This window comes from Hymenobacter coalescens, from assembly GCF_054783195.1.
Genome location: NZ_BAAGRA010000017.1, coordinates 198607 through 214114 on the forward strand (window position 1 = coordinate 198607; position 15508 = coordinate 214114).

The window sequence follows — 15508 nt, forward strand, 5'->3', positions numbered from 1 at the left end:
GACTTTAAAGAGGCGCACCAAGCCGACAGCACAGCCATGGGGCACCTCTACAAGTTGGTCACTTGAGCAAGGCCGCTACTTCTTGAATTTCACGTCCTCTGAGCACATCCGTTCCCTTGACCCCTGATTGCTGCAGTTGCATGGGGTCGATGTTTGCACCATCCTCCCTGGTGAAGCATGCTGCCGCTTTGACCCACTTTGCGGGCAGCCTTTTACGTGCGGGTGGGACCAGTTTGGGCTCCACGCATTTAATGAGGTACGCAAGTTGGTTGAGGTTCCCCATCCACATAATGGGCTTCTTAATGACCTTTCCAGAAAAAATTGCTCTGAAGTCTGCCAGGGAGGTGGTTGGAGCAATTAACCCAAGCGTTTCTCGTAGTCCGTAAAATAACTCCCCCAGGTAGCTGCGCGTAAGCGACTTGTCTTCTTGGCGACTGCCTTCCTTGAAGTACATGTAGTGGAACCCGGTTACCGGCTTCTCTATAGGTACAAGTTGGTTGTCGCCCACCTTTTCGGACGGCTGCGGAGCGAAGGCAAGGACAAACTCCTTAATGTCCAGCAGAGCGGCAGCGATATAGGGGTACCGAGCAAACACTTCCTCCCTGGCTACCACCCCGGCCAACCGCTCGATATCCGTCATCACATGACGATAGAACACCTCTCGCTCAAGATGAGCACTTGAACTCAGCTTTTCAAGTACAAGCGCTTTTACCTCCAGGGTTTCCTCAATCACCTCGGCGCGGAGTTGTTGACCGAAATCTAACACGTGTGTGCCTTGGAGGGAACCACGTATCGATTCCTCATACACTACCCTCTCAAGAACCGCGTCGTACTCGCGTACAACGAGATTATACTGGACAGATGGGTGTTTCGGTTTGCTGTTGAACGCGGTACTATATCTCCGGTGGAATGCCTCCCGGCTATCTGCAAGTCCCTGGAGTTCAATCAGACGAATGAAGTACTCCAGTGCCAACTTTGGTTTCTTCATTGTGTTCAATTGAAAAGCTCCATTGCTTGGTCGAGCTTCTCGTTCACGATTTTGGCGTAGATCTGCGTCGTGTTGATCGACGCATGACCCATCAGCTTCGACACCAGTTCAATTGGTATACCCTTGGTCAGCGCTCGGGTTGCGAAAGTGTGCCGCGAACTGTGGAAACTGATCGATTTCTCCAGCCCGGCCCGAGTAGCAATTATCTTTAAATTTTTGTTGGCGTGTGCGGTTTCCGACGAAATGGAACGATACAACCTCTTCGGGTCAGAGTAATCAACGTCGGCGCGGAAAAACGGGAAGATATACGCGGAAGACTTGTTACCGGCTTCGCGGTAAAACGCCAAGATTTCGAGTGCCCGGTTCGGCATCCAGACCGAAACTACATCTCCAGTCTTGTGCATGGTCAGGCGGATGTGCGTGCCTGAAAAGTGTTCCCACTTGAGCTGCAGCAGGTCCGATATGCGCAGCCCACCTGCGTAGGTGGCGAAAACGAATAGGTTGCGGTGGTGCGACAGCTTGGTGCCTTCTTTCAGCGGCACGGTCTCCAGTAATACTAACTCCTCCTCGGTGAGGTACGATTTGGTGGTCTTTTCCAACTTGAGTTTGAACTTCCGAAACGGGTCACGCTCAGGTGACACCAAGTCTTCCGACATGGCGTTGTTGAAGAGCTTGCGGAAGATCTTGAGGTTGGAGTGGATGGTATTGACGGAGTTCCCCAGTTCGTCTCGCAGGTACGTCTCATACTGCTTCAGGAAGCTGACCGTTACTTCGTCGAAGAGCAGGTCACTTGCGCCGAGAAACACCTTGAGCTTGGAGTACACAGCCGTAGCTTTACTCATCGTGCTGATCTTACCGTGCTTCTCTAAAGTATGCAGGTACTGCGCGAAGTACTTCAGAAAGCTCTCCGACGACTGCCCCATGATGGCTTTCTTGATCTGCACTGGGGAAACGAATTTCGACTCCCGTTGCAAATCAAGTGCTACCCCCTCCGCCTCGGCGACCTTCGTAGCAATAAAAGCGTTGACCCGACTCTTGTTCGGGTGCGACTTCTTGACACGGCCTGCGTCACCGTCCCAATCCTGCGGCCTCACGCGCACGCCGATTGAGATGTACTTCGGCTTCCGGTCCTTGATGATGCGCAGGTACACGGGCGCTTCGCCGGCTTTATTGATCTTCTCCTCCTTCAGGAGAACCTTCACACTTGCCATGTAGTTGGGGTCACGACTTTCTCATCAAAGGTACGACGCCGAACAATCAGGTAAAACAAAGAGGTAAAACATCGGTATCATTTTCGTGCAAATTCACACACAGAATATCCGCTTTGAATACGCCATATAACCACCCAAAGCTGTAAATCGACGCATTTAGAGGAATACGAATGCAATTACCGCAGTCCCTACGTGACCACAGAAAAGGCCCTCAGCGCTGCGCTGAGGGCCTTTTTGCTTCTGAGGGGCCCAGCACAGGCTCTGCCTTCTCTCCCAGCCAAATGGTATGGAAGCGCCGCTGGATATGGCACGCAGCAGATGCGTGGTCGGCAGCGGGCAGCTAAAACTCCAGCCGGAACACCGTGCCCAGCCCTTCCGCCGACTGCACCTTGATGCTGCCCTTGTGCAGGTGCATGATCTGCTTGGCCAAGCTCAGCCCGATGCCCGTGCCGTGGGGCCGCGTGGTGAAAAAGGGAATGAAAATGCTGTCCAGCAGCTCCGCCGGAATGCCGGTGCCGTTGTCGGTTACTTCGATGACAACGTGGCCTGCATCAGCGGTGCGGGCGCGTAGCTGAATGCGCGGCCGCACGGCTTCGCGCACGGCGTAGGCCGCGTTCAGCACCAGGTTGATGAGTACCTGCTCGAGCAGCTGGGAATCAGCGGGCAGCTGCAGATCGGTTGGCTCGACCATGGTCAGCAGCTCGATGCCGGCTTCCTGCAGCTGCGGCGTCATCAGCCCGCGGATGCTGCCGAACAGCTCCTGCACGTACACGGTCGTGAGTTGCGGGGCGCTGATGGTGCTCAGGTCGCGGTACACCCGGGCGAAACGTAATAGTCCTTCACTGCGGCTCTGGATGATGCCGATGCCCTCGGCCACGTCGTCGAGCAGGGCGTGCCCGGCCAGCGGCGGGGTGGCAGCCGCCTGTTCCAACTCGCGGCGCAGGTGGCGGCGCAGCGTATCGGCCAGGGAAGCGATGGGCGCCACCGAGTTCATGATTTCGTGGGTCATCACGCGCAGCAGCTTCTGCCAGGCCTCGGTTTCGGTGTCGTCGAGGGCGCGGCTGACGTTCTTGAACGCCACCAGCGTAAACGCGCGGCCCTGCAGCCGAAACGCAGTGGCGGAGAGCAGCAGCTGCATGGTTTTGGCGCCTACGCGGAGCTTCACCACCGCCGGCGTGCCGGGCTGCAGGCACTGAATGGCCTGGTATACCTCGGGCAGGCGTTTGTCCAGGGTCTGCATGTTTTTCAGGTAGGGCAGCTCCAGCGTCTGCTTGAAGGCCTCGTTTACCCACTCCACCCGGCCCGCCTCGTCGTAGGAAATGATGCCCGTATCGATGAGCTGCAGCACGGTCTGCAAGTAGGCAAACTGGGCCTCGCGCTCGGCGCTGAGCTGCCGGAACGTGGCGTTGAGCTGGTTGAACGCCGCGTACAGTGGCCGCAGCGACCGGTCGGCGTGCTCCTCGTTGTAGTGCTGGGCAAAGTCGCGGTACTTCACGGCCAGCAGGAAGTCGGCCAGCGCCCGGTTGTTACGCGTCACGTAGCGGGCCAGCTCCCACACCGACGCGGCCAGCAGCAGCGCCGCCACCGCCAGCAACCCATATGCCTGGCGCTGCTGGGCGTACAGGCCCGCGACCAACCAGGCCAGCAGCCCCAGCAGCCGCAGCGCAATGCCCAACTCCAGCCGTTTAGAGGTCATGCTTCTCGAGGCGGCGGTACAGGGCCGTGCGCGTCAGCCCCAGTTCCTTGGCGGCTTTGGTGATGTTGCCGTTGTGCCGCTCAATTACGCGCAAAATGGTGCTTTTCTCCACCTCGCTGAGTTGCAGGGGGCCCTCGGGCAGCGCCGGCGTGGGCGCGGCGGGCGTTTCCATGGCCGAAAAGCGGAAGTCCTGGGGGCGCAGCACGTCGCCTTCGCTCAGGATGATGGCCCGCTCCACGGCGTGCTGCAGCTCGCGCACGTTGCCGGGCCAGCTGTGCTGCCGCAGCTTCTGCAGGGCGGCGGACTCGAAATCGGGCGTGGACCGGCGGTTGCGGGCGGCGTACACGGCAGCGAAGTGGCGGGCCAGCAGCAGCACGTCGTCGCCGCGGGCGCGCAACGGGGGCAACGTGATTTCGACGGTGTTGAGGCGGTAAATCAGGTCTTTGCGAAACTCACCCCGCCCGGCCAGTTCGTACAGCGGGGCGTTGGTCGCCGAAATGAGCCGGATGTCGACGGGCACGGGCTGGTTGCTGCCCAGCGGAATCACCTGGCGGTTTTGCAGGGCGGTGAGCAGCTTGGCCTGCTGGGCCAGGGAAATGTTGCCGATTTCGTCGAGAAACAGGGTACCGCCCGAGGCGGCTTCGAAGCGGCCGGCGCGGTCGTCGCGGGCGTCGGTAAACGAGCCTTTCTTGTGGCCGAACAGCTCGCTTTCGAAGATGCCTTCGCTCATGGCGGCTAGATCAGCCGTCACGAAAGACCGAGCCGCGCGAAACGAGCGTTGGTGCAGGGCTCTAGCCACCAATTCTTTGCCGGTGCCGTTTTCGCCCAGCAGCAGGACGTTGGCCTCGGTGGGGGCCACTTTCTCGATCTTGTGCAGCACCTCTCGCATGGCCTCCGATTCGCCCAGCAGCGCGGGCCCGCCCGCCGCGGCCGGGCGGCGGGGCAACGAGCTGACTGCCGGGGTTTGCCCCGCCGCGGCGCGCTGCCGCAGGGCGGCTTCCAGGGTTTCGAGCAGCTGCTGGTTGTGCCAGGGCTTCACAATGAAATCGGTGGCGCCGGCTTTTAAGGAGCGTACGGCCGTGCTGACTTCGCCGTGGGCGGTAATCATGATGACGGTGGCGGCGGGGTCTTTCTCGCGGATGCGCCCGAGCCAGTACAGGCCCTCGTTGCCGCTGCCCAGGGTGCTCTTGTAGTTCATATCGAGAAAAATCACGTCGAAGCGCTGCTTGCCGAGCAAGGACAACAGCAGCTCCGGGTTTTTCTCGGTCACGACTTCCTGCACTTCGGTTTTGAGCAGCAGGCGCATGGCGAACAGCACGTCCGTGTCGTCGTCAACCACCAGAACGCGCGCTTTTTTCAGAACCATGGGGAGTAAGGAAAGGAATCGGGGCAGCCGGCCACCCAGCTGCAAAGCACCGAATAACCCACCATAAACTATACTAATTTCTCAAAAGTGGCCGGAAGGCCGTCAGAAGCGGTTTTTCAGCTTTGCGGCGGCGGGCAAATGTATCAGAAGCGGACGGTGCGGTGTATCAAAACCGTACGATTTGGAAGCCCTTGGCTAGCATCTTGAAATTAATTTATTGAACTTCAATTAATTACCAAAATGGCATCGTTCTTCCTTAAGGATTGGCAAGGCTTCTACCCGAGGCCAACCAAACGGCGCCAAGCTCATGGACATACCTATTCAGAAGAAAACCTGGACGCCCGCCCGGCTGCTGCTGCTGGGCGCGGCGGTGCTGCTGCTGGTGTGGGGAGCCGCCACGCTGCTGACGGCCGCGGGACCGGCTAAGCTCAACGTCGACTCGGAGCGGCTGACCATTAGCCCGGTCACGCGTGGCCCGTTTCAGGAGTTTGTGCCGGTCGATGGGGCCGTGATGCCTATTCACACCGTGTACCTCGACGCGCCGGAGGGCGGCACGGTGCAGCGCATCCTGGTGGAAGACGGAGCCACGCTCGCGGCGGGCCAGCCCATCATTCAGCTGGCCAACACCGACCTGCAGCTGGAAATGGTGAACCGCGAAACGGCGGTGTTCGACCTGATGAACAACCTGCACAACACGCGCAACCTGCTCCAGCAAAACCGCATTCAGCAGCTCAACCAACTGGCCGACATCGAGTTTCAGCTGCGTGAGGCCCAGCGCCTCTACGACTTGAACAGCACGCTCTACCAAGAGAAAGTGATTTCGCGGCAGGAGTTTACGCAGTCGCAAAACAACTACCGCTTCCAGCAGCGCCGCCAGCAGCTCACGCGCCAGTCCTTGCGGCAGGATTCGCTGCGCATGGCCCAGCAGATCGGGCAGATGCAGCAGTCGGTGAACCGCATGCAGAGCAACCTGGCCCTGATGCGCCACAAGCTGGAGGACCTGACCATCAAGGCGCCGGTGGCCGGGCGGCTGACCGCCCTCAACGCCGAAATCGGGGAGCTGAAAACCCGCGGGCAGCGCATCGGCCAGCTCGACATGCTCTCCGGGCTGAAAGTGCGCGCCACGCTCGACCAGTACTACATCTCGCGCATTTTCCCCGGGCAAAAAGCGGAGGTGACGCTGAACAACCAGCCCTATACGCTGCGGGTAACCAAAATCTTTCCGCAGGTGACGCGCGGCCTGCAGGTGGACCTGGAATTTGTGGGCGCCGCGCCGCCCGACATCCGCCGCGGGCAGTCGTTGCCGGTGCGCCTGGCCCTGAGCGACCAGACCCAGGCCGTGCGCGTGCCCCGCGGCGGCTTCAACCAGAAAACGGGCGGCAACTGGATTTTCAAGGTCAGCGCCGACGGCAGCAAGGCCTACCGGGCCGACATCCGCCTGGGCCGCCAGAACCCCGACTACTTCGAAGTGTTGGAAGGCCTGCAACCCGGCGACCGGGTGGTTACCTCTAGCTACGACGGCTACGAAACCATGGGCGAGCTGACGCTGCGCGCCAAAACCGACTAAACTTCCCTGCTCCCGAACAAACCGTTGTGCCGGGCTGGCCGGGCCGCTGGCAGCGCCGGTCAGGATGGTGAATGAGCGACGCTGCCGGCGGCGCAGCCCCGCTGCTACTCCCCAGCGCCGCCGGCCCGGCCACACCTGGCACAACGCGTTTTTCGTCCGCATTTTCCGGTGCTCCGGCACCACCGCTACCTTTTCCTTCCCGCTATTTTCCACTCCGCAGCCCGTACGGCCATGTTCCAGATCGAACAACTCCAGAAGATTTACCGCACCGACGAGGTGCAGACCAAGGCGCTCAACGACGTGTCGCTGGCCGTGCAGGAAGGCGAGTTCGTGGCCATCATGGGGCCCTCGGGCTGCGGCAAGTCCACGCTGCTGAACATCATCGGCCTGCTCGACGAGCCCGACGGCGGCCGCTTCGTGTTTGCCGGCCAGGACGTAACGCGCGTAACCGAGCGGCAGCGGGCGCAGCTGCGCAAACAGCACATCGGCTTCGTGTTTCAGAGCTTCAACCTGATTGAGGAGCTGACGGTGGCCGAAAACGTGGAGCTGCCATTGATTTACCTGGGCTTGAGCACTGCGGAGCGCCAGGAAAAAGTGGAGCGGGTGCTGGAGAAGATGCAGATCATGCACCGGCGCAACCACTTCCCGCAGCAGCTCTCGGGCGGGCAGCAGCAACGCGTGGCCGTGGCCCGTGCCGTGGTGAACTCGCCCCGGCTCATCCTGGCCGACGAACCCACCGGCAACCTCGATTCCTCGAACGGCAACGAGGTGATGGAGCTGCTCACCGAGCTGAACGAGGCCGGCACCACCATCGTGATGGTGACTCACTCCGAGCACGACGCGCGCTATGCCCACCGCGTGGTGCGCCTGCTCGACGGGCAGGTGGTCCTCGAAAACGTGCACAAATCCCTGGCCGTCTAGCCCCCTCCTACTGCCATGCTGAAGAATTACCTGTTGGTGGCCTACCGCAACCTGCTGCGCCACAAAGGCTTTTCCTTTCTCAACATTGCTGGCCTGGCGCTGGGCCTCACGGCCTGCCTGCTCATCGGTCTGTTCGTGCACGACGAGCTGCAGTTCGACCGGTTCGTGCCCGACGGCGACCGGATTTACCGCGTGTACACCCGCCAAATCCAAAGCGAGGCGCCCGAAAGCCACAGCTCGGTGTCGCCCATGTTTGCCACCACCCTGAAGCGGGAATTTCCGGAGGTGGAGCAGACCGTGCGCATCCTGATGATTGGCAACAGCCTCAACCTGCTGGATGTCGGCGACAAGAAAATGTACCTGGACAACGGCATCATCACGGATTCCACGTTTTTCGGCGTTTTCCAGCTGCCCTTCAAATACGGCTCGGCGGCGCACGCGCTGAGCGCGCCCACCTCGGTGGTGCTGGCCGAGGATGTGGCCCGGAATCTTTTCGGGGATGTCAACCCGGTTGGCAAAGAGCTGAAGATCAGCAAATCCACCTTTCTGGTCACGGGTGTGCTGCAAGGGAGCCTCTCCAAGTTTCACCTGAAGATGAACTACCTCATGCCGCTGGCGGCGTACCAGCTGCCTCCGCAACGCATGGAAAAATGGGGCTGGCAGCAGTTTTACACCTACGTGAAGCTGCGGCCGGGCGCCCATGGCTCCCAAACGGAGGCCAAGCTGCAGGATTACCTCACGCAGAAGGTGCAGCCCACGCTTAGCGAGGAGGACCGCCTGACGGTCCGGCCCTACCTGCAGCCCCTGCTTGAGGCGCACCTGTACTCTTCAAGCTTCAAGTACGACCCGGCGGTAAAGGGCAACATCACCTACGTGAAGGCCCTGAGCTTCATCGCCGCCTTCATCCTGCTGATTGCCGGCTTCAACTTCGTGAACCTGGCCACGGCCAAGTCGATGCAGCGGGCCAAGGAAGTGGGCATCCGCAAAACCATCGGGGCCAGCCAGCGGCAGCTCATGCTGCAGTTTCTGAGCGAAACGGTGCTGCTCACGCTGGTGAGCGTGCTGCTGGCCACGGTGCTCACGGCGCTGCTGCTGCCTTCGTTGAACGCCTTTACCGGCAAAAGCATGACGTTCGATCTGCTCGCCAATCCCGCGCTGCTGGGCTTGCTAGCGGTGCTGACGGTGGTCGTGGGCCTGGTAGCAGGTTTCTACCCGGCGCTGGTGCTGTCGAGCTTTCAGCCGGTGAAGGTGCTGAAAAGCGCCGTGGTTACCGACGGCCTTTTCGGCCGGGTGCAGTGGCTGCGCCACGGGCTGATTGTGGTGCAGTTTGCCCTGTCGGTATTCCTGATCGTCTGCGCATTCGTGGTATTCGAGCAGGTGTCGTACTTGCACAACAAGGACCTGGGCTTCAACCGCGACCAGATCATGTTTTTTCCCATGCGCGGCGACAACATGAACAAGCAGTACGAGGCGTTCAAGCATGAGCTGGAACAAGTGCCCGGCGTGGTGTCAGCCAGCATCGGCTACGGTTTCCCCGGCGACCAGGTGGCCGGCGACGGCCTCATCGTGCCTACCAAGGGCGAGATGAAAGAGCATTCGGCCACCCAGCTGATGGTGGATTACGACTACCTCAAAACCCTCAACCTGCAGCTGGTGGCAGGACGTAACTTTTCCAAAGAGCAGCGCACCGACGCGGACCACGCGTTTATCCTCAACGAAACGGCCGTCAAGGAATTTGGCTTCGGCACGCCGCAGCAGGCCCTGGGGCAAACCGTGCAGTGGCCCATCTGGAACGACAAGAATCCCGATTCGCTGAAAGTCGGCAAGATTATCGGCGTGGTGAAGGACTTCCACTACAAGAGCTTGTACGACCGGCTGGAGCCGGCCGTGCTGCAAATTCACCCGCCCGCCTACTGGAAGGTGGCCGTGAAGCTGAAACCGGAAAACATAGGCAGTTCGGTGGAGGGCGTGAAGCAGGTGTGGGCCCGGTTCAGCCCCGATACGCCCATTGAGTACCGGTTTCTCGACGACAGCTTCGGGCAGATGTATCAGGCCGAAGACAAGCTCAACTCCTTGCTGTGGGTGTTTACCGGCGTAGCCATCTTCGTAGGCTGCCTGGGCCTGTTTGGGCTGGCGACCTACGCGGCCGAGCGGCGCAAAAAGGAAATTGGTATCCGGAAGGTGCTCGGGGCCGGCGTGGGCTCCATCGTCGGGCTGCTCTCCCGGGAGTTTCTGGTGCTGGTGGCCGTGGCCGCGCTCATCGCCTTCCCGGCTGCCTGGCTGGCCATGAACCGCTGGCTGCAGGACTTCGCCTACCGCATCGATATTCCGCTCTGGGCGTTTATGGCGGCCGGTGCGCTGGCGGCGGCTGTGGCTTTCCTGACCGTTGGCTATCAAGCCGTGCGGGCAGCCACTGCCAACCCTATCAAGAACCTGCGGGTAGACTAAGGGTGCCAGCAGCGGCGCTCATTCGGCGGCGGGCGGATCGGGCACAGGCCCGGTTCGCCCGCCGACTTTTACCAAAGCCGGTCGTCGAGCACGTGGATGCGCTCGGGCAGCAGCGCGTGGGCGGCATAGTATAGGTCGGCAAAAAAGCCATTCACCAAGTAGTGCGTCACCGCATAGGTTTCCTCGTAGCGCGTGGTCAGGAGGGTGCCGTGGTCGAGTACGGCGTACAACTGCTCCGGCAGCGGCAGGCCAACGAAGGATTCCGGGGTCAGGGGCGGGGTCATGGACAACGGCGACAGGTCATGGCAGCACAGGAAACGCCGGCTGCGCTTTTACTGAGAGCAAGCTGAAGGCGTCAGGTTTAGCTCCGCAGCAAAAAATTCTTCGTTGGCCTTGCTGCTTGTGCGTGCGGCCCGCTACCGCGTAGGCAAGGCACAGGCTCGGCTGGGCACTTAACCGCCAAAGGCGCGCATATCACTCGTAGTGAGGCAAATCCAGCTTGGTTTCTTGGCAAAGACACCGCAGCAGGTACAGTCGTAGCGCGGGCCGGTGCTGCGTGAGAGCCAGCAGGTGCGCGGCGTCCATCACCCGCACGGCGCAAGCCGTCAGTGCCACGGCCGTGTGGAGGCAGTAGTCCTGCAGCAGGTGCACGGCCCCAAACAGCGCGGGCGCACGCAACACGCAGCAACCGATGCTTGTCACCTGCTCGCTCCACAACCCCACACAGCCGGAATCCAGCCAATACACGCCTGCGCGGGGTTGACCTAGCCGGAACAGGTATTTTCCGGCTTCCACCCGGACGGATTGGCTGGCAATGTGGCCCGCATCAAGTAAATGGTCTAGCATCGGGAGCGGTAGCGCAGGAGTGTGGCCCTGCGCTATGGCCAGTGAATATCAAGCCGGCGCGGCCGGCAAAAGATGACGCATGTCAAAGCAAATGGTGATTGTGCTTACTGCCCCCTGCACCTACGCCAAGCTGTCCGATGCGGCACTTTGCGCTTGCCGGCCGGGTGCGTGGCAAAACAGAACACCTTCCTCTATCTGTAAATGGTATTCTTCTTTGCCCTTGCGCTTTATAGAAATACATAACCGGAATCGTTACCGATACTTTATTTGGCGATGCTCGCTCACTCATCCAAGCGGGCTTTCTTTTGCTTTGTCTTAGCCCTGGGACTACCCGAAGCAAAAAAATAAAGTAGTGAAAAACGTCGACACATGCCAATACAGATCATCATCCCGTGACGTTACCGGCTTTTCTGCCCGGTTGCTGCCTGCCTTAATCCAGCCTTCTTGTAGTACAGATCCCGCTCATGAAAGACGCGCTACTCCGTTGGCAAAACCTAAAATCAGGCACCAAATCCAGACTAACGGAAACGTTTCCGAATAGTACCTTAATGCAGATTTGCTTTATATTTCCAGCCTGAACATCCTGGTGGGTCTGCCGGGAGCTTTACCAAGTCATGAGCGGCATGCAAGTGTTTTTTGAGCTGGGCTGCCAATGCCAAGCGCGTAGAGCGACTCACCGCGCCTCGCGCGGCCCCTTGCCAATGGCAGTGCTCAACCACGCGGCATCCAGACAAAGCAGGGGGCCTGGGCCGCACGGTCTCTCGTTCGCCCCAAAGTCATTCACGCTTGGGCGCCCTGCTCTACGGCGTTATTTCAAACCCAGCACCCGCGGCCAGCAACCCGTTGAACCGTCCCCGGCATTCAGAAGCTACCCCATGAGCATCCGCCTACGGGCTCGTTTTCCCCAGCCAGCCCCCAACCGACCACTAACCTCTTTCCAGTCCGCATTCCCATGATTCTTCTTGGCATCGACCTCGGCACATCGTCCGTAAAAGTTTCGGTGGTCGACGCGGCCACCCAGCAGTGCCTGGCTTCCGTCTCCTACCCCGACACCGAGCGAGAAATCCTCGTGCGCCAGCCCGGCTGGGCCGAGCAGGACCCGCGCCAGTGGTGGCTCGACGCCCGGCAGGCCATCCTGCAGGCCCACGCCACGCAGCATTATAACCCCGCCGACATCGGTGCCATCGGCATTGCGTACCAAATGCACGGGCTGGTGGCCGTCGACCGCGACCAGCACGTGCTGCGCGACGCCATCATCTGGTGCGACAGCCGCGCCGTGCCGTACGGCGAGCAGGCGTTCGAGGCCATTGGGGCGGAGTACTGCCGCACGCACCTGCTCAACTCGCCCGGCAACTTCACGGCCGCCAAGCTGGCGTGGGTGAAGGAGCACGAGCCGGAGGTGTACGCGCAGATCAACCAAATCATGCTGCCCGGCGACTTTCTGGCCCTGCAGCTGACCGGGGAGGTCACCACGAGCATTTCGGCGTTGTCGGAAGGCATCTTCTGGGACTTTGCCCGGCACGAGCTGTCGGCGGAGCTGCTGGCGTTTTTCGGCTTCGATGAAAGCCTGGTTCCTGCGGTGCGGCCGGTATTTGCCGAGCACGGCCAGCTCAAAGCCGCAGTGGCGGAGGAGCTGGGCCTCACGCCCGGCATTCCGGTGACTTACAAAGCCGGCGACCAGCCCAACAACGCCCTGTCGCTGAACGTGCTGCGGCCCGGCGAAGTGGCGGCCACGGCCGGCACGTCGGGGGTGATTTACGCTGTTACCGATCAGCTGTTCGTGGACGAACAGTCACGCGTGAACCCTTTTGCGCACGTCAACTACTCGGCCGAGCACCCGCACCTGGGCGTGCTGCTGTGCATCAATGGCGCAGGCAGCATGAACCGCTGGGTGAAAAACGCGGTGGGCCACGAGCTGAGCTACCCCGAGCTGAACCGGCGGGCCGCCGCCGTGCCCGCCGGCGCGGAGGGCCTGCTGTGCCTGCCCTTCGGCAACGGCGCCGAGCGCATGCTGGCCAACGAGCAGGTGGGCGCGCACTTTCACGGCCTCGACCTGAACCTGCACTCGGCCAGCCACCTGCTGCGCGCCGCGCAGGAGGGCGTGGCCTTTGCCTTCCGCTATGGACTTGACGTGATGCGCGCCGGCGGCCTGCACCCGACGGTAGTCAAGGCCGGCCGCGCCAACATGTTTCTGAGTCCGGTCTTTACCCAGGCCTTCGTGAATGCCACGGGCCTGACCGTGGAGCTGTACCAGACCGATGGCAGCGTAGGTGCGGCCCTGGGCGCGGGCATCGGCGCCGGCGTGTACGCCTCGCCCGAGGAAGCCTTCCGGCACATGCAGCGCCTGCAGGTGGTGCAGCCCGACGCCGACGCGCCGCGCTACGAAGAGGTGTACCAGCAGTGGCACGCGGTGCTGGAGCAGCACCTGGAGCGCACCGCGGACCCGCAGCCAGCTCCCGCGGCGTCATGAGCCCGTGCTGGCCCGGCCGGTCGGGCTCCGCTCCCGCTTCGCTGCGTTGATACCCAGGCCCGCCGATCAAAGCCTGTTCAGCACGCCTCGACCGCAGAAGCAGGTGGGGTCTGCGGGCCCGGCGACGCCACGCCGCCGGGCCGCTGCCGCCGCTGAAAACACCTCCGAAACCTGCTCAACCGCTACATTTAAGGCGAACGAAGCCGGAAGAACGGAGAAGGAGAAAGTCAAATCCTTCCTTCTTCCTTCCTCCGTCCACCTTCTTCATTCTCATATCTTCTGCCAGTGCACCAACTCTCCACCCTCGATTACATCGTTTTTTTCGTCTACTTCATCATAGTAGCCGGCTACGGCATCTGGATTTACCGCCGCAAAACGGGCCACGACGGCACGATGGAGGGCGACTCCAAGGACTACTTCCTGGCCGAAGGCTCCCTGACGTGGTGGGCCATCGGCTCCTCGCTCATCGCCTCCAACATCTCGGCCGAGCAGTTCGTGGGCATGTCCGGCTCGGGCTTTAAGATGGGTCTGGCCATTGCCACTTACGAGTGGATGGCGGCGCTGACGCTGATCATCGTGGCCGTGTTCTTCATTCCGGTGTACCTGAAGAACGGCATCTTCACCATGCCGCAGTTCCTAAGCCAGCGCTACAACGGCACGGTGGCCATGATCATGGCCATTTTCTGGCTGATGCTCTACGTGGTGGTGAACCTGACCTCGATTCTGTACCTCGGCGCCATTGCCGTAAGCAGCATCTCGGGCCTGAACCTGGACTTCTGCATGTACGCGCTGGCAGCCTTCGCCATCATCATCACGCTGGGCGGCATGAAGGTTATCGGCTTTACCGACGTCATCCAGGTGTTCTTCCTGATTCTGGGCGGCCTGGCCACTACTTACCTGGCCCTGAACATGGTGGCCGAGCACTACGGCCAGAGCGGCGTGCTCAGCGGCTTCTCGCTGATGACCCAGCAGGCCAACGACCACTTCCACATGATCTTCGACGAGTCGAACCCGAACTTCATCGACCTGCCCGGCCTGACGGTGCTGCTCGGCGGCATGTGGATCGTGAACCTGAACTACTGGGGCTGCAACCAGTACATCACCCAGCGCGCCCTCGGCGCCGACCTGCCCACGGCCCGTTCGGGCATCTTGTTCGCGGCTTTTCTGAAGCTGCTGATGCCCGTCATTGTGGTGCTGCCCGGCATAGCCGCCTATGTGCTCTACAAGCAGGACGTATTCGGGGCCGGTGAATTCATGCAGGATGGGGAAGTAAATCCCGACCGCGCCTACCCGGTGCTGCTCAACATTCTGCCCGTGGGTCTGAAGGGCCTTTCCTTCGCCGCCCTCACGGCCGCCGTGGTGGCCTCGCTGGCCGGCAAGGCCAACTCCATTGCCACCATCTTCACCCTCGACATCTACAAGAAGGTGCTCGACGAGGGCGCTTCGGAAAAGAAAATGGTGGCCGTGGGCAAAATCTCGGTGGTGGTGGCCATGCTGCTGGGCGTGCTCATCGCCCCGCACCTGGGCATCGACAAGAAAGGCGGCTTCCAGTACATACAGGAGTACACGGGCTTCGTGTCGCCGGGCATCTTCGCGATGTTCATCCTGGGCTTCTTCTGGAAGAAAACGACTTCGACGGCCGCCCTGTTCGCCACCATCGGCGGCTTCCTGCTCTCGGTGCTCTTCAAATTCCTGCCGGGCTTCGTGGACCTGTCGTTTCTGGCCCCGCTGGGCTTCGCGGTGCCCAATGCCGCCGGCGTCTACGAAATTCCCTTCCTCGACCGCATGGGCTTCGTGTTCGTCATCTGCATCGCCGCCATGGTCATCATCAGCCTGATCGAAACCGGCCGCGGCGTACAGCCAAAGGGCCTGGAAGTCGATGCGTCGATGTTCAAGCCCCAGCGCAGCTTCACCATCGGCGCGCTGGTGGTCGTGGCCATCCTGACCACGCTCTACACGGTGTACTGGTAAGCCGGGGTTCTAACCGATCTTTCC

The 15508-nt window shown here is 61.1% G+C and carries 11 protein-coding genes; 5 read left to right on the top strand and 6 right to left on the bottom strand.

What is annotated here, in order from left to right:
- Positions 1-58 precede the first annotated feature (58 nt).
- The 4 genes from ACYVKQ_RS15435 to ACYVKQ_RS15450 form a co-directional block, all read right to left on the bottom strand.
- Positions 59-988, bottom strand: coding sequence for a hypothetical protein (locus ACYVKQ_RS15435; protein WP_460676254.1), 930 nt, complete (start codon positions 986-988; stop codon positions 59-61).
- Positions 989-993: 5 nt separating this feature from the next.
- Positions 994-2190, bottom strand: coding sequence for a tyrosine-type recombinase/integrase (locus ACYVKQ_RS15440; RefSeq protein ID WP_460676255.1), 1197 nt, complete (start codon positions 2188-2190; stop codon positions 994-996).
- 349 nt (positions 2191-2539) lie between these two features.
- Positions 2540-3895, bottom strand: coding sequence for a sensor histidine kinase (locus tag ACYVKQ_RS15445; protein ID WP_460676256.1), 1356 nt, complete (start codon positions 3893-3895; stop codon positions 2540-2542).
- On the bottom strand, positions 3885-5261 hold the full coding sequence (locus ACYVKQ_RS15450) for a sigma-54-dependent transcriptional regulator (protein WP_460676257.1): 1377 nt from the start codon (positions 5259-5261) through the stop codon (positions 3885-3887). Before ACYVKQ_RS15450 ends, ACYVKQ_RS15445 begins: the two co-directional genes overlap by 11 nt.
- 307 nt (positions 5262-5568) lie before the next feature.
- Here ACYVKQ_RS15450 and ACYVKQ_RS15455 point away from each other — a divergent pair, with 307 nt between their 5' ends.
- The 3 genes from ACYVKQ_RS15455 (at position 5569) to ACYVKQ_RS15465 (ending at position 10197) form a co-directional block, all read left to right on the top strand.
- Positions 5569-6828, top strand: a complete 1260-nt coding sequence (locus tag ACYVKQ_RS15455; RefSeq protein ID WP_460676258.1) for an efflux RND transporter periplasmic adaptor subunit — start codon at positions 5569-5571, stop codon at positions 6826-6828.
- Between the two features lie 231 nt (positions 6829-7059).
- Positions 7060-7749 (top strand): ABC transporter ATP-binding protein, encoded by a 690-nt coding sequence (locus tag ACYVKQ_RS15460; protein WP_460676259.1) that lies wholly within the window; start codon positions 7060-7062, stop codon positions 7747-7749.
- Positions 7750-7764: 15 nt separating this feature from the next.
- On the top strand, positions 7765-10197 hold the full coding sequence (locus ACYVKQ_RS15465; protein WP_460676260.1) for an ABC transporter permease: 2433 nt from the start codon (positions 7765-7767) through the stop codon (positions 10195-10197).
- Positions 10198-10265: 68 nt separating this feature from the next.
- On the opposite strand, the gene ACYVKQ_RS15470 is transcribed toward ACYVKQ_RS15465, so the two are convergent.
- Positions 10266-10481 carry a hypothetical protein gene (locus tag ACYVKQ_RS15470; protein WP_460676261.1) on the bottom strand — a complete coding sequence of 72 codons (216 nt, stop codon included), beginning with the start codon at positions 10479-10481 and terminating at the stop codon, positions 10266-10268.
- Between the two features lie 190 nt (positions 10482-10671).
- Positions 10672-11043 carry a cyclic nucleotide-binding domain-containing protein gene (locus ACYVKQ_RS15475; RefSeq protein ID WP_460676262.1) on the bottom strand — a complete coding sequence of 124 codons (372 nt, stop codon included), beginning with the start codon at positions 11041-11043 and terminating at the stop codon, positions 10672-10674.
- Positions 11044-11995: 952 nt separating this feature from the next.
- Here ACYVKQ_RS15475 and ACYVKQ_RS15480 point away from each other — a divergent pair.
- Both ACYVKQ_RS15480 and ACYVKQ_RS15485 read left to right on the top strand, forming a co-directional pair.
- Positions 11996-13513 carry a xylulokinase gene (locus tag ACYVKQ_RS15480; RefSeq protein WP_460676263.1) on the top strand — a complete coding sequence of 506 codons (1518 nt, stop codon included), beginning with the start codon at positions 11996-11998 and terminating at the stop codon, positions 13511-13513.
- Positions 13514-13798: 285 nt separating this feature from the next.
- Complete coding sequence (locus ACYVKQ_RS15485) at positions 13799-15484, top strand: sodium/sugar symporter (RefSeq protein ID WP_460676264.1); 1686 nt, start codon at positions 13799-13801, stop codon at positions 15482-15484.
- The last annotated feature ends 24 nt before the right edge of the window (positions 15485-15508 follow it).

Bases quoted from the DNA above. Each gene is read 5' to 3' on its own strand.
- ACYVKQ_RS15450 (WP_460676257.1), bottom strand. From the start codon at position 5,261: ATGGTTCTGAAAAAAGCGCGCGTTCTGGTGGTTGACGACGACACGGAC.
- ACYVKQ_RS15460 (WP_460676259.1), top strand. From the start codon at position 7,060: ATGTTCCAGATCGAACAACTCCAGAAGATTTACCGCACCGACGAGGTG.
- ACYVKQ_RS15445 (WP_460676256.1), bottom strand. From the start codon at position 3,895: ATGACCTCTAAACGGCTGGAGTTGGGCATTGCGCTGCGGCTGCTGGGG.
- ACYVKQ_RS15455 (WP_460676258.1), top strand. From the start codon at position 5,569: ATGGACATACCTATTCAGAAGAAAACCTGGACGCCCGCCCGGCTGCTG.
- ACYVKQ_RS15435 (WP_460676254.1), bottom strand. From the start codon at position 988: ATGAAGAAACCAAAGTTGGCACTGGAGTACTTCATTCGTCTGATTGAA.
- ACYVKQ_RS15470 (WP_460676261.1), bottom strand. From the start codon at position 10,481: ATGACCCCGCCCCTGACCCCGGAATCCTTCGTTGGCCTGCCGCTGCCG.
- ACYVKQ_RS15475 (WP_460676262.1), bottom strand. From the start codon at position 11,043: ATGCTAGACCATTTACTTGATGCGGGCCACATTGCCAGCCAATCCGTC.
- ACYVKQ_RS15480 (WP_460676263.1), top strand. From the start codon at position 11,996: ATGATTCTTCTTGGCATCGACCTCGGCACATCGTCCGTAAAAGTTTCG.
- ACYVKQ_RS15465 (WP_460676260.1), top strand. From the start codon at position 7,765: ATGCTGAAGAATTACCTGTTGGTGGCCTACCGCAACCTGCTGCGCCAC.